Below are 14570 nucleotides of genomic sequence, written 5' to 3'. Positions count from 1 at the left end.
ACCGCCCAGCACGAGGAGTGACGAGCAAGTGAGCGTGACGGTCCGCGTCCCCGCCAAGGTCAACGTCCGGCTCGCGGTCGGCGCCGCCCGCCCCGACGGCTACCACGACCTGGCCAACGTCTTCCTCGCGGTCTCCCTGTACGACGAGATCACCGCGACGCCGGCCGACGAGCTGCGCGTCACCTGCGAGGGTCCGGACGCCGACCGGGTGCCCCTCGACCGCACCAACCTCGCCGCCCGCGCGGCGCTCGCCCTCGCCGAGCGGCACGGCCGCGAACCCGCCGTCCACCTCCGCATCGCCAAGGACATCCCCGTCGCCGGCGGCATGGCGGGCGGCAGCGCCGACGGCGCGGGCGCGCTGCTCGCCTGCGACACGCTGTGGGGCACCGGCGCTCCGCGCGAGGAACTGCTCGACATCTGCGCCGGGCTGGGCAGCGACGTGCCGTTCAGCCTGGTCGGGGGCGCGGCACTGGGCACCGGGCGGGGCGAGGAGCTGACCGGACTGGAGGTCGGCGGCGACTTCCACTGGGTCTTCGCGCTGTCCGCACGGGGGCTGTCGACCCCCGCCGTCTACCGCGAGTTCGACCGGCTGGGGGAGGGCATGGACATCCCCCGGCCGGTCGCGGACCAGGCGGTCCTCGACGCTCTGGCCAAGGGCGACCCCACCGCGCTCGCCGTCGCCCTCGCCAACGACCTTCAGCCCGCGGCGCTCTCCCTCTGCCCGGAACTGGGCGACACCCTCGCGGCGGGACGGGCGGCCGGGGCCCTGGCGGCCCTGGTCTCGGGCTCGGGCCCGACCACCGCCTTCCTCGCGCTCGACGCGGAGTCGGCGTCCGACATCGCCGGGGTGCTGCGGGCGTCGGGGACCTGCCGGGACGTGCGTACGGCGGCGGGACCGGCGGCGGGAGCCACCGTCCTGAACTGAGGCCGCCGCGGCCGGACTACCCTGGAGGGTCGAGCGATCCACCAGGCAGGAGAGAAATGGCCGTCAATCTGGTCAATGTCGAGAACGTCAGCAAGGTGTACGGCACCCGTGCACTCCTCGACGGCGTGTCCCTCGGCGTCTCCGAGGGGGACCGCATCGGTGTCGTCGGCCGTAACGGCGACGGCAAGACGACCATGATCCGGATGCTGGCCAGGCTGGAGGAGCCCGACACCGGCCGGGTCACCCACTCCGGCGGACTGCGGCTCGGCGTGCTCACCCAGCACGACTCGCTCGACCCCGAGGCCACCGTCCGGCACGAGGTCATCGGTGACATGGCCGACCACGAGTGGGCGGGCAACGCCAAGATCCGGGACGTGCTGACCGGGCTGTTCGGCGGGCTCGACATGCCGGGGTTCCCGCAGGGCCTGGACACCGTCATCGGGCCGCTCTCCGGTGGTGAGCGGCGCCGGATCGCGCTGGCCAAGCTGCTCATCGAGGAGCAGGACCTGGTCGTCCTCGACGAGCCCACCAACCACCTCGACGTCGAGGGCATCGCCTGGCTCGCCAAGCACCTGCGCGAGCGGCGCTCCGCACTCGTGTGCGTGACCCACGACCGGTGGTTCCTCGACCAGGTCTGCACGCGCATGTGGGACGTGCAGCGCGGTGACGTGTACGAGTACGAGGGCGGCTACACGGACTACGTCTTCGCCCGCGCCGAGCGCGAGCGCATCGCCGCCACCGAGGAGACCAAGCGGCAGAACCTGGTCCGCAAGGAGCTGGCCTGGCTGCGGCGCGGCGCCCCCGCGCGGACGTCCAAACCCCGCTTCCGCGTCGAGGCCGCCAACGAGCTGATCGCCGACGTGCCCCCGCCCCGGGACAGCAGCGAGCTGATGAAGTTCGCGTCGTCCAGGCTCGGCAAGACCGTGTTCGACCTTGAGGACATCACCGTCCAGGCCGGCCCCAAGGTGCTGCTCAAGCACGTCACCTGGCAGCTCGGCCCCGGCGACCGCATCGGCCTGGTCGGTGTCAACGGCGCGGGCAAGACCTCCCTGCTGCGCGCCCTCGCCGACGCCGCCCGCAGCGACGGCGAGCAGCAGCCCGTGAGCGGGCACGTGCGCGTGGGCAGGACGGTCAAACTGGCCTACCTCTCCCAGGAGGTCGCCGAGCTGGACCCCGGCTGGCGGGTACTGGAAGCCGTGCAGCGCGTCCGTGAGCGCGTCGACCTCGGCAAGGGGCGCGAGATGACCGCCGGGCAGCTGTGCGAGACGTTCGGCTTCGGCAAGGAGAAGCAGTGGACGCCGGTCGGCGACCTGTCCGGCGGTGAGCGGCGGCGGCTCCAGCTGCTGCGGCTCCTCATGGACGAGCCCAACGTCCTCTTCCTCGACGAGCCGACCAACGACCTCGACATCGAGACCCTGACCCAGCTCGAGGACGTCCTCGACGGCTGGCCCGGCTCGATGATCGTGATCTCCCACGACCGCTTCTTCGTCGAGCGCACCACCGACCGGGTCTTCGCCCTCCTCGGCGACGGCGCGCTGCGCATGCTGCCGCGCGGCATCGACGAGTACCTGGAGCGGCGCCGGCGGATGGAGGAGGCCGCCGCGGCGAGCGTCCCCGCCCCGGCGGCGAAGACGTCCGCCGGGTCAGAGAAGAGCGCCGCGGACGTGCGCGCCGCCAAGAAGGAGCTCCAGAAGATCGAGCGGCAGCTGGACAAGGTCTCCGAGAAGGAGAGCAGGCTGCACACGCGGATCGCCGACAACGCCACGGACTTCGCGAAGGTGGCCGAACTGGACGCCGAGCTGCGCGAGCTGACGGGGCAGCGCGAGGAGCTGGAGACGCGCTGGCTGGATCTGGCCGAGGACGCCTGAGCCCTCCGCGCGCAGCGGGCGCGGGTGGTGCAAAGGGCGCGTGAAGGCGCGTAACAGAGGCATCACGGGCCGGTCCGCCCTTGGGAACAGGGGCGGACGCGGCCCGGCGACCGGTTCGCCACGAGTGATAGAAAGGCCGTCCGAGGACTGTCCGAGGACGGTCCGAGGCAGTTCGAACGATCGCCTTTGACGACTCCGGGGCCAGCGCGTGACCCGGGGCGTGGCTAAAAATCAGTGAGTAATAAGGGGGAACGCGCTGATGAGCCAGCCGCCGAATCAGCCGCCGCAGCCGGGTGGCTTCGGAGCACCGCAGGACCCACCTCCGGGAGGCTTCGGGGCACCGGTCCCGCCGCCCCCGCAGGACCCGCCCCAGACGCCGCCGCCCCCGCAGGGCCCGCCGTCCGGTCCGCCGCCGCAGCCGGGGTACGGCTACCCGCAGCAGCCCGGTCAGCCGGGGCCGTACGCACAGCCCGGTCAGCCGGGGCCGTACGCACAGCCCGGACCGTACAACTCCGGCCCGTACGCCCAGCCCCAGCAGCCGGGGCCGTACGGCCAGCAGCCCGGTTACGGCTATCCGCAGCAGCAGTACCCCGGTGGGCCCGGCGCTCCCGGTACCCCGCCGCCCGGCGGCTCCGGGCCCCGCAACCCCTTCAAGGGCAAGCCCGCCCTCGCCGTCGGCGCCGCGGTCGCGGCCCTGCTCGTCATCGGCGGCAGCGTGTGGGCCGTCACCGCGAGCGGCGGCGACGACAAGGACAGGAAGCCCGCCGCCGCCAAGAGCGACGACCCCAAGCCCGCCGGCTCCCAGGGCGGCGCCCCGGTCAATCCCGGTGACGGCAGCGGCGACGGCGGCGAGGACCCCGAGGACCTCAACGAGGGCCGCCAGGCGGGGGAGGCCAAGGTCCTCTGGTACAAGGAGGCGCCCGACGCCCCCGGGTCCGGCGCCGACGCCGACGGCATGTGGATCACCGACAAGGCCGCGGTGAAGGCGGCGTACAAGCAGGTCTTCGCCTACAACACCGGGGACGGCAAGCCCGCCTGGGACCCGGTCACCTTCCCCGAGAAGATCTGCTCGGCCACCCCGGAGAAGACGGCCGACGACAAGATCGTCGTCGCCTACATGAGCGGCTCCAGCGACCGCGCCAAGTGCAACAGGCTCCAGGAGATCGACCTCGCCACCGGCAGGAAGGGCTGGTCGGAGGAGGTTGCCGACGGCGAGTTGTTCGACTCCACGCTCTCCCTCGAACTCTCGCTCAGCGGCACCACCATGATGGTCGGCCGCTCCCAGTCCGGCACCGCCTACGACGTCACCAGCGGCAAGAAGCTGTACGAGAAGAAGAAGTACGGCGACGCCTGCTTCCCCGCCGGATTCGCGGGCAGCGCGAACAAGCTCGTCCAGGTCGCCTCCTGCGGCGCCGGCGGCGCCAACGCGCACGACGAGCTCCAGGGGCTCGACCCGAGGACCGGCAAGGTCCTGTGGACCTACAAGTACGAGAAGGGCTGGCGGGTGGCCCGCACCTACTCCGTCGACCCGCTCGTCGTGTACGCCACCGACGAGGACAAGAAGGTCTGGAACATCTCCACCTTCACCTCCGCCGGCAAGGTCCTCGAACAGGTCGGCGTCGAGGAGGACTTCGCCCCCGAGTGCGGCTGGGCCATCCTCGAACGCGACCTCCAGGGCTGCACGGGCGTGGCGGTCGCCGCGGGCACCCTCTACCTGCCGACCGAGGCGACCGGCGGTGCCAACGAGATCGTCGCCGTCAACCTCACCACCGGCAAGGAGAAGTGGCGCGTCAAGTCCCCCTCGGACGAGTCGATGATGCCGCTGAAGGTCGAGGGCGACCAGCTCATCGCGTACGTCCAGCCGTCCTACGACGCGGGCGGCCAGGTCGTGTCCATCGCGACCGGCGGCAGCGGTCACAAGCCGGCCAAGCTGCTGCAGAACCCGCAGGGCGTCGCGGACATCGAGAACAGCTTCTACTCCAAGGACATCGACTGGGTGGACGGGCGGTTCTTCATCTCCAGCACCCGCCTGACCGGAAACGACGAGTCGAAGGAGAAGTTGATGCTCGCCTACGGCAAGTGACCTTCTTCCTCCGCTCGTTCCGTTCCCCGTCGTCTCCGCTCTCCGAGGTGCTCACGTCATGACCCAGCCGCCGCCCCCGCCGCCCGGCCAGCCCCCGCAGGGGGGCGGCTTCGGCCCGCCGCCGAACCAGCCGCCCACGCCGCCCACGCCGCCCACCGGACCCGACCTCGGCAAGGCTCCCGAGCCGGGCTACGGCTACCCGCAGGCGCCCGGGTCCGCCCCGCAGACGCCGCCGCAGGCGCCCGCGGCTCCGCCGGCGGCCCCACCCGCGGGTCCGCCGCAGCAGCAGCCGGGCTACGGCTACCCGCAGACCCCGCCGCCGCCCCAGCCCGGGTACGGCTATCCCGGCCAGCAGCCGGGCCGGCCCGGACCGTACGGGCAGCCGACGCCGTCCTACGGGCAGCCGGGCCATCCCGGCCACGGATACGGCTACCCGCAGCCGACCGTGCCCCTGCAGCCCCAGGCCGCGGGGCCGGGCGGCGGCCGCAAGATCAACGCCCAGCTGGCGATCATCGTGTCGGCCGTCGTCGCCATCGCGCTGATCATCGGCGGTGGAATCTGGTACGCCGGTTCCTCCGGCAAGGACGACGACAAGAAGGACACCGCCGGCTCCAGCAGCGGCAAGGGCGGCGACGGCGGTACGGACCAGAAGGGCGGCGACGGCGGCAAGTCCTCCGGCGCCGAGGAGAAGGCGCCCTCCGACCCGGCCGCCAAGGTCCTCTTCCAGGTCCCCATGCCGCCGGTGAGCAAGGAGGACAGCAGCGTCGTCGTCTCCGGCTCGTGGCTCACCGACACGGTGTACGCCAAGAGCGGCGTCGCCGAGGTCGTCGGGTACGACCCGGGCAAGGGCACCAAGAAGTGGTCGATCAAGCTGGACGGCCCCGTCTGCGCGACCACCCGGCACGTCACCGACGACCACAAGACGGTGATCATCCACCAGCCCGCCATGCCGACCAAGGCCGAGCCCTCACACGGCTGCACTCAGGTCGCGGTCCTCGACCTCGACGCCGGCAAGAAGGTGTGGACGAAGACCGCCGGTGACGAGCCGATCTCCTTCGGCAACGTCACGATCAGCGGCGACACCGTCGCCGCGGGCAGCACCGAAGGCGGCGTCGCCTTCGACATCGCCAAGGGCGACATCCTCTGGTCCCCGAAGACGACCGACACCTGCTACGACGCGGGCTACGGCGGTGGCGAGAAGCTGGTCGCGGTGCGCAAGTGCGGCACGTACGACGCCCGGCAGCTGAACATCCAGACCATCGACCCGAAGAGCGGGAAGGTCATCTCCGAGTACAAGATGGCCAAGGGCATCGAGTACGCGGGCGTCGTGTCGACGAACCCGCTGGTCGTGGCCGCCGACGTCGGTGACTCCGCCGGGGACGGCAGCGGCATCTCGGACTTCTTCTCCATCGACAACAGGACCGGCAAGCTGCTCACCCGCATCTCCGCACCGGGCGACCAGTTCGCGGCCCGCTGCGACAGCATCACCAGGACCGAGAGCTGCAACGGGCTCGCGGTCGGCAACGACAGGCTCTACATCGCCACCGAGGAGCACGAGGGCAGCGGCGAGTCGTACAGCCGGGCCAACGAGATCGTCGCCTTCGACCTGGCCACCGGGAAACAGACCGGGCAGCGCGCGGACTCCGGCGACGACTACACGATCACCCCCCTGCGGATGGACGGCGGCAACGTGATCGCCTACAAGCGCCCGCCGTACGACAAGGGCGGCCAGGTCGTGAGCATCGACGGCGGCACGTTCAAGCAGACCACGCTGCTGGAGAACCCGGCGACCGAGGCGGTGCGGGACGTGGAGTCCAGCATGTCGCCTGACTACTCCGAGCTCCTCTACTCGCAGGGGCACCTGTACATGTCGCAGGTGTACGCCAGCGAGCCGAGCAGCGCGGACGAGAAGGAGTACCTGGCGATCGGCTTCGGCACCAGCGGCTGACGCCGTCGTCGCGTGGGTGGCCGTCCGTCCCGGCCCTGTCCCGGCCCTGCCCCTGTTCGGGGGCGGGGCCGGCCGCGTCGCGGGCGATTTCGGCGCTGCGGGGCGGTTCTCGCCGGTAGGGGCAGCGCGAGGGCGGGCAAGCGTGTAGCTTCCGGGGCATGCCGGGGGCATGCCGGGGTGGGACTGGGTGACTGGGGGGTTGCTCCATGGGAGTACGGCTCATGGTGGTCGACGATCACCGATTGCTCGCCGAGGCGCTGGCCTCGGCGCTGAAGCTTCGGGGGCACCGGGTGCTGGCCGCGGCGGCACCGGCCGCGGGGGCGGCCGACCTGGTGATCAGCCGGGCGCCGGAGGTGTGCCTGCTGGGGACGGCGACACCGGCCGAGCCGGGGATCTTCGACCCGGTGGTGCGGGTCAAGCGGGAGCGTCCGCAGGTGGCCGTGCTGGTGCTGGGGCCGGTGCCGAGCCCTCGGGGCATCGCGGCGGCGTTCGCGGCGGGGGCGTCGGGGTACGTCCGGCACGACGAGCGCATAGAGGGCGTGGAGCGGGCGATCATGAAGGCCCGGGCCGGGGAGGCGGCGGTGGCGCCGGCGCTGCTGCAGGGGGCGTTCGGCGAACTGCTGAACCCGGCGGCCCAGCCCGACGACGAGGGGCAGCGGCTGCTGCAGATGCTCACCCCGCGGGAGGTGGAGGTGCTGGTGCGGGTCGCGGACGGCGAGGACACCCGCCTGATCGCGGCCGGCATGGGTATCGCTCCCTCCACGGCACGCACGCACGTCCAGCGCGTCCTGATGAAACTGGGCGTGGGCTCCCGCCTTGAGGCGGCCGCCCTGGCCGCGCGGACGGGACTGCTGGACCGTGCGGGGGCCTCCGGCGGCTGACCCCCCTCGGCCGGGGACGGCGCAGGGGGCGGTGAGGGTACCTCCCGCTCACGGGAGGAGCCGGGGAGCGGGGGAGGCACCCCGGAGACGCCGGGCCGCACGCCCCGCTGCCGCACCCACGCCGGGCGACCTGAGGAACCGGACCACTGCCCGGGAGTTCCGACCCCGGCGCCGGAACCCCGGGCCGGAACCCCGGGCCGGAACCCCTGGCTCGGAGCCCTGGCCCGGAGCCCCGGGTCAGAGCCCCGTCGTCACTTCTTCCCGGCCTCCTCCAACGGCGGCGTGGGCGGAGCCGTGGGCCGAAGCTTCAGCCAGACCAGGAAGAACACACCCAGGGCCAGCATCCCCAGCCCGGTCCACAGGTTGATGTTCACCCCCTGCGCCTTGTCGATGTCGTCGTCGGACGCCACGCATCCCGCGATCGTCACGATGACGCCGTAGATCACGAACAGCCCGCCGATGATCCGCCGGATGTCGAACAGCCGCGCGGCGGTGACGGACTTGGTCTCCAGCTCGGAGACCTCGTCCCGGACGTTCCTGTCGGAGTGGGAATCAGACATGCTCTCTCAATCCTCCCGCGATCAGAACGAGAACGGGATGTAGCAGGCGGCGGCCAGGACGACCGCCCCCCAGCCCAGCAGTGCCGGCCTGCGGTACCACGCGTCGTCGCCCTTGGCGGGCGGCTCCGTCATGCCGGGGGAGGTGGTGCCGTAGACCAGGCCCTGGAGGCCGGCGGCCGGCTTCGGCGCGGTGAACAGGGAGACGGCGACCATGACCACCGCACCGGCGACGAAGCCCGCGATCGCGGAGACGAAGTTGGCGCCCTGGTCGGAGGGGATGTCGATGATGCCCTGCTTGTAGATGACGAAGTAGTTCACCATCGCCGCCGTGGTACCCGCGAGCAGGCCCCAGAAGCCGGACTTCATGGACGCCCGCTTCCAGAACATGCCGATGATGAAGACCACGAACATCGGCACGTTGAAGAAGGAGAAGAGCGTCTGGAGGTAGCTCATGATGTTCGAGAACGACGAGGCCAGGAAGGCCGTGCCGATCGAGGCCAGCACGCCGATCACGGTGATCAGGCGGCCGAAACGGACGTAGTAGCCGTCCTCCCGGTCCTTCACCACGTACTTCGCCCAGATGTCGGTGGTGAAGACGGTGTTGAAGGACGAGATGTTCGCCGCCATGCCGGCCATGAAGGCGGCCAGCAGACCGGTCACCGCGATACCCAGGACACCGTTGGGCAGCAGCTGCTGCATCAGGTACGGGATCGCCTCGTTGTACTGGAGGTCCGAACCGGGCGTGCCGATCTTCGGGACCAGGACGGCGGCGACCAGGCCCGGGATCATCACCACGAAGACGATGAAGATCTTGGGGAACGCCGCGATCAGCGGTGTGCGCTGGGCCGCCGAGAGGTTCTTCGCCGACAGCGCGCGCTGCACCTCGGCGAAGTTCGTCGTCCAGTAGCCGAAGGAGAGGACGAAGCCGAGGCCGAGGACGATGGTCAGCCAGTTGGCGCCCAGCGGGTTCTCGCTGCCGATGCCCGTGCCGCCCCACGCCGTCATGAAGTTGGAGCCGTGGGACGCGGAGAGCGAGTCGGACAGGCCGTCCCAGCCGCCGACCCTCCTCAGCCCCAGGATGGTGATCGGGATGAGACCGGCCAGGATCACGAAGAACTGGAGGACCTCGTTGTAGATGGCCGAGGAGAGGCCGCCCAGGGTGATGTAGGCCAGGACGAAGAAGCCGGCCACCACGATGGCCACCCACTCCGGCCAGCCGAGGAGCGCCTCGACGACGATGGCGAGGGCGTAGAGGTTCACGCCCGCGATCAGGACGGCGGCGACCGCGAACAGGACGGAACTCAGCAGGTGGGCGGCCTTGTCGAAGCGGAGCAGGAGGAACTCCGGGACCGAGCGGACCTTCGAGCCGTAGTAGAACGGCATCATCACCAGGCCGAGGAAGACCATCGCCGGGATGGCGCCGATCCAGTACCAGTGGGTCGTGTAGACGCCGTACTGGGCGCTGTTGGCGGCCATGCCGAGGATCTCGGTGGCGCCCAGGTTGGCCGCGACGAAGGCGAGGCCGGTGACCCAGGCGGGCAGCGAGCGGCCGGACAGGAAGAAGTCCAGGCTGGTCTTGACCGAACGGCGGGCGGCGAAGCCGATGCCCAGGACGACCACGAAGTAGATCCCGAGGATCGTGTAGTCGAGCCAGTTGGTGGGGAGTCGAAGCTCTGCGGCTAGATACATGGAGCTTGTGGGGGTTTGCATTAAGCACTCGCTTCGTTCGCGAACTGATCCGGAGCGGAACCTACGCCTCTGTGTTCAGTGATTGAACACTTCTGCTGCTGAACTTTGTTTGATTGTGATGAACCTCGGGGATGGTGAGTTGTGATGTGTTATGTTTGATTGTGTTGGGTGATTGTGGGAGCCATGGGTGAGTGCCGTGAGCGGGTACAGAGGAGTGCGGCAGTGAAGAAGACCTCGACCCGGCTGGCCGACGGCCGTGAGCTGGTCTACTACGACCTGCGCGACGACACCGTGCGCGACGCGGTGGACCGCCGTCCGCTGGAGCGGACCGTCACCACGTCCGAGGTCCGCCGCGACCCGCTGCTCGGTGACGCGGTCGCCATCGCCTCGCACCGCCAGGGCCGCACCTACCACCCGCCGGCCGACCAGTGCCCGCTGTGCCCCTCGCGCGGCGACCGGCTGAGCGAGATCCCGGACTCCTCGTACGACGTCGTGGTCTTCGAGAACCGTTTCCCCTCGCTGGCCGGCGACTCCGGTCGCTGCGAGGTCGTCTGCTTCACCTCCGACCACGACGCCTCCTTCGCCGACCTGAGCGAGGAGCAGGCCCGGCTCGTGCTCGACGCCTGGACGGACCGCACCTCCGAGCTGTCCCATCTGCCCTCCGTTGAACAGGTGTTCTGCTTCGAGAACCGCGGCGCCGAGATCGGCGTGACACTGGGTCACCCGCACGGGCAGATCTACGCCTACCCCTTCACGACTCCCCGCACCGCCCTGATGCTCCGTTCACTCGCCGCCCACAAGGACGCGACGGGCGGGGGGAATCTGTTCGACGCGGTCCTGGAGGAGGAGCTGGCCGGTGACCGGATCGTCCTGGAGGGCGAACACTGGGCCGCCTTCGTGCCGTACGCCGCGCACTGGCCGTACGAGGTGCACCTCTACCCGAAGCGGCGGGTGCCCGACCTGCTCGGGCTCGACGAGGCGGCGCGCACAGAGTTTCCCCAGGTCTATCTGGAACTGCTGAGGCGCTTCGACCGGATCTTCGGCGGGGGCGAGCCGCCCACGCCCTACATCGCGGCCTGGCACCAGGCCCCGTTCGGGCAGCTGGACGAGTTCGACGGTGTGACGCGGGACGACTTCGCGCTGCACCTGGAGCTTTTCACCATCCGCCGGACATCGGGCAAGCTGAAGTTCCTCGCGGGCTCCGAGTCCGGCATGAACGTGTTCATCAACGACGTGCCCCCGGAGCGCGCGGCCGATCGACTGCGGGAGGTAGCGAGTTCATGAGCGGTAAGTACCTGGTGACGGGCGGGGCCGGTTACGTCGGCAGTGTCGTCGCCCAGCACCTGCTGGGGGCCGGTCACGAGGTCGTCGTCCTCGACAACCTCTCGACGGGCTTCCGCGAGGGCGTGCCGGCGGGCGCCTCGTTCGTCGAGGGCGACATCCGCGACGCCGCCAAGTGGCTGGACGCGTCCTTTGACGGCGTCCTGCACTTCGCCGCCTTCTCCCAGGTCGGCGAGTCGGTCGTGCGGCCGGAGAAGTACTGGGACAACAACGTCGGCGGGACCATGGCCCTGCTGGAGGCCATGCGCACGGCGGGCGTCCGGCGCCTCGTCTTCTCCTCCACGGCCGCCACGTACGGCGAGCCGGAGCAGGTCCCGATCGTCGAGTCCGCGCCGACGAGGCCCACGAACCCGTACGGCGCCTCCAAGCTCGCCGTCGACCACATGATCACCGGCGAGGCGGCGGCCCACGGCCTGGGCGCGGTCTCGCTGCGCTACTTCAACGTCGCGGGCGCCTACGGGGAGTACGGCGAGCGCCACGACCCCGAGACGCACCTCATCCCCCTGGTCCTCCAGGTGGCGCAGGGCGGGCGCGACGCGATCTCCGTCTTCGGCGACGACTACCCGACGCCGGACGGCACCTGCGTGCGCGACTACATCCACGTCGCCGACCTGGCCGAGGCCCACCTGCTGGCCGTCGCGGCCGCCGCCCCGGGCGAACACCTCATCTGCAACCTGGGCAACGGCAACGGCTTCTCCGTGCGCGAGGTCGTCGAGACCGTCCGCCGGGTGACCGGCCACCCGGTCCCCGAGGTCGTGGCCCCCCGCCGGGGCGGCGACCCGGCCGTCCTGGTGGCGTCGGCGGACACCGCCCGCGAGAGACTGGGCTGGAACCCTTCCCGCGCGGACCTCGCGGGGATCGTGTCGGACGCGTGGGAGTTCGCGCAGCGGCGCGCGGGCTAGCGGGCTAGTACTTACGGCGGTTACCGGAAGGACGAGGGGTCAGGGCATGGGCGAGGCTGTCGCGGGGACCGTCGGCGAGCGGTTCCGGGAGCTGTACGGGACACAGCCGCAGGGGGTGTGGGCGGCGCCGGGCCGGGTGAACCTCATCGGCGAACACACCGACTACAACGACGGCTTCGTCATGCCCTTCGCCCTGCCGCACACGGCCGTCGCGGCCGTCTCCCGGCGCGACGACGGCATCCTGCGCCTGCACTCGGCCGACATCGCCGCCGACCCGGTCGAACTGCGCGTCGCCGATCTGGCCCCCGGCTCGGACAAGTCCTGGACCGCGTACCCCTCGGGCGTCGTCTGGGCGCTGCGTGACGCGGGCCACGAGCTGACCGGCGCCGACATCCACCTGGCGTCCACGGTCCCGTCGGGCGCGGGACTCTCGTCCTCGGCGGCCCTGGAGGTCGTGGTGGCACTGGCGTTGAACGACCTGTACGCCCTCGGGCTCCGCGGCTGGCAGCTCGCCCGCCTGTGCCAGCGTGCGGAGAACGTCTACGTGGGCGCCCCGGTCGGCATCATGGACCAGACCGCGTCCGCCTGCTGCGAAGCGGGCCACGCCCTGTTCCTCGACACCCGCGACCTCTCCCAGCGCCGGATCCCCTTCGACCTCGCGGCCGAGGGCATGCGCCTGCTGGTCGTCGACACCCGGGTCAAGCACTCCCACAGCGAGGGCGAGTACGGCAAGCGCCGCGCGGGCTGCGAGAAGGGCGCCGCGCTGCTGGGCGTCGACGCCCTGCGGGACGTGGCGTACGCCGGACTGGACGCGGCGCTGGAGCGGCTGGCCGACCACGAGGAGGTACGCCGCCTGGTCCGGCACGTCGTCACGGAGGACGAACGCGTCGAACGCGTCGTGTCCCTCCTGGAGTCCGGCGACACCCGCGCCATCGGCCCCGTCCTGGTCGAGGGGCACGCCTCCCTGCGCGACGACTTCCGCATCTCCTGCCCGGAGCTGGACCTGGTCGTCGACACCGCCCTCGCCTCCGGCGCCCTGGGCGCCCGCATGACCGGCGGCGGCTTCGGCGGCTCCGCGATCGTCCTGGCGGAGGAGTCCGACGTCGACGCCATCACCAAGGCGGTGGAGGACGCCTTCGCGGCGGCCGGCTTCACGGCACCCCGGGTGTTCGAGGCGGTGCCCTCGGCGGGGGCGCGGCGGGTGGGGTGACGTCCGGGGCAGGTCGCGGCGGCCCACTCACCCGCGACATCGACCGCCCGCTCCCCGCCACCGGCATCGGCACGGCGGCCCAGGTCCGGGACGGCGCGGTCGACGAGGCCCAGAACTTGGAGCGGTTCGTCATCTCCGACGGCCCGGTCCACTCCGCCGGAGACATTCCCGTCTAGTGCTCTGACCGCATAGGTTCGCCGGGTTGGTGGTCGTGGCGGTTTGATGTGCGGTGACGTCCGATCCGATTACTGGGGGCGCGATGGCTGAGCCTGTCCGTGTGCGCAGACTGACCGACCAGGAGGGGCAGAAGCTGCAGCAGATCGTGCGCCGCGGCAGCACCAGCACGGTGCGCTGCCGGCGCGCGATGATGCTGCTGGCCTCGTCCGGCGGGAACCGCGTGCCGGTGATCGCCCAGCCGGTGCAGGCCGACGAAGACACCGTCCGGGATGTGATCCACCGGTTCAACGAGATCGGCCTTGCCTGCCTGGACCCTCGGTGGGCGGGAGCGTCCCCGCCTGCTCAGCCCTGACGACGAGGACTTCGTCATCCAGACGGCCACCACCCGCCCCACCAAACTCGGCCAGCCCTTCACCCGCTGGTCTTTGCGCAAACTCGCTGCCTACCTGCGGAAAGTCCACGGCCGCGTGATCCGTATCGGCCGTGAAGCGTTACGCGGCCTGCTCGCCCGTCGCGGCGTCACCTTCCAGCGCACCAAGACATGGAAGGAATCCCCCGACCCCGACCGCGATGCGAAGCTCGACCGGATCGAGGAGGTCATGGACCGCTTCCCCGACCGGGTCTTCGCGTTCGACGAGTTCGGCCCGCTCGGGATCCGGCCCACCGCAGGCTCGGGCTGGGCCGAAAGGAAACATCCCGACCGCGTGCCGGCCACCTGCCACCGCACCCACGGGGTGCGCTACTTCCACGGCTGCTACTCGGTTGGCGACGACCGCCTGTGGGGCGTCAATCACCGCAGGAAAGGTGCCGCGAACACGCTGGTCGCGCTGGAGTCGATCCGCGCCGCCCGGCCCGACGGCGCACCGATCTACGTGATCATGGACAACCTCTCCGCCCACAAGGGCGTCGACATCCGCCGCTGGGCGAAGAAGAACAAGGTTGAGTTGTGTTTCACCCCGACCTACGCCTCGTGGGCGAATCTCATC

11 protein-coding genes and 1 pseudogene are annotated in these 14570 nt (G+C 71.0%); 10 read left to right on the top strand and 2 right to left on the bottom strand.

Going from position 1 to position 14570, the window contains the following annotated elements; genetic code table 11:
* Nucleotides 1-28 precede the first annotated feature (28 nt).
* From ACGFYH_RS28295 to ACGFYH_RS28275, 5 genes are all read left to right on the top strand, one after another.
* The gene (locus ACGFYH_RS28295) at nt 29-925 is read left to right on the top strand and encodes a 4-(cytidine 5'-diphospho)-2-C-methyl-D-erythritol kinase (protein ID WP_393806008.1); all 897 of its coding nucleotides are present in this window, start codon (nt 29-31) and stop codon (nt 923-925) included.
* Nucleotides 926-981: 56 nt separating this feature from the next.
* Nucleotides 982-2793 (top strand): ABC-F family ATP-binding cassette domain-containing protein, encoded by a 1812-nt coding sequence (locus tag ACGFYH_RS28290; protein WP_393806007.1) that lies wholly within the window; start codon nt 982-984, stop codon nt 2791-2793.
* Nucleotides 2794-3052: 259 nt separating this feature from the next.
* Nucleotides 3053-4876 (top strand): PQQ-binding-like beta-propeller repeat protein, encoded by a 1824-nt coding sequence (locus tag ACGFYH_RS28285; protein WP_393806006.1) that lies wholly within the window; start codon nt 3053-3055, stop codon nt 4874-4876.
* A 58-nt stretch (nt 4877-4934) separates the two neighbouring features.
* The gene (locus ACGFYH_RS28280; protein WP_393806005.1) at nt 4935-6824 is read left to right on the top strand and encodes a PQQ-binding-like beta-propeller repeat protein; all 1890 of its coding nucleotides are present in this window, start codon (nt 4935-4937) and stop codon (nt 6822-6824) included.
* Between the two features lie 206 nt (nt 6825-7030).
* The gene (locus ACGFYH_RS28275) at nt 7031-7705 is read left to right on the top strand and encodes a LuxR C-terminal-related transcriptional regulator (protein WP_393806004.1); all 675 of its coding nucleotides are present in this window, start codon (nt 7031-7033) and stop codon (nt 7703-7705) included.
* Nucleotides 7706-7956: 251 nt separating this feature from the next.
* On the opposite strand, the gene ACGFYH_RS28270 is transcribed toward ACGFYH_RS28275, so the two are convergent.
* Nucleotides 7957-8265, bottom strand: a complete 309-nt coding sequence (locus ACGFYH_RS28270) for a hypothetical protein (protein ID WP_393806003.1) — start codon at nt 8263-8265, stop codon at nt 7957-7959.
* A 21-nt stretch (nt 8266-8286) separates the two neighbouring features.
* Nucleotides 8287-9975: a sodium:solute symporter family protein gene (locus ACGFYH_RS28265; RefSeq protein ID WP_393806002.1), complete on the bottom strand. Its 1689-nt coding sequence runs from the start codon at nt 9973-9975 to the stop codon at nt 8287-8289.
* A gap of 201 nt (nt 9976-10176) precedes the next feature.
* On the opposite strand from ACGFYH_RS28265, the gene galT reads away from it, so the two are divergent.
* The 5 genes and pseudogenes from galT to ACGFYH_RS28240 form a co-directional block, all read left to right on the top strand.
* On the top strand, nt 10177-11238 hold the full coding sequence (gene galT, locus ACGFYH_RS28260) for a galactose-1-phosphate uridylyltransferase (RefSeq protein WP_393806001.1): 1062 nt from the start codon (nt 10177-10179) through the stop codon (nt 11236-11238).
* Nucleotides 11235-12197, top strand: coding sequence for a UDP-glucose 4-epimerase GalE (gene galE, locus ACGFYH_RS28255; RefSeq protein WP_393806000.1), 963 nt, complete (start codon nt 11235-11237; stop codon nt 12195-12197). The genes galT and galE overlap by 4 nt, the downstream gene beginning before the upstream one ends.
* Before the next feature lie 46 nt (nt 12198-12243).
* Complete coding sequence (gene galK, locus ACGFYH_RS28250) at nt 12244-13407, top strand: galactokinase (protein WP_393805999.1); 1164 nt, start codon at nt 12244-12246, stop codon at nt 13405-13407.
* The gene (locus ACGFYH_RS28245; RefSeq protein ID WP_393805998.1) at nt 13404-13583 is read left to right on the top strand and encodes a hypothetical protein; all 180 of its coding nucleotides are present in this window, start codon (nt 13404-13406) and stop codon (nt 13581-13583) included. Before galK ends, ACGFYH_RS28245 begins: the two co-directional genes overlap by 4 nt.
* Nucleotides 13584-13666: 83 nt before the next feature.
* A pseudogene (locus tag ACGFYH_RS28240) lies at nt 13667-14570 on the top strand (IS630 family transposase); the annotation flags it as partial.

Source organism: Streptomyces sp. NPDC048392, assembly GCF_043200575.1.
In the GTDB taxonomy this organism is placed as follows: domain Bacteria; phylum Actinomycetota; class Actinomycetes; order Streptomycetales; family Streptomycetaceae; genus Streptomyces.
Note: the sequence above shows the minus strand (reverse complement) of the source record. Positions and strands in the feature narration are given on the sequence as shown.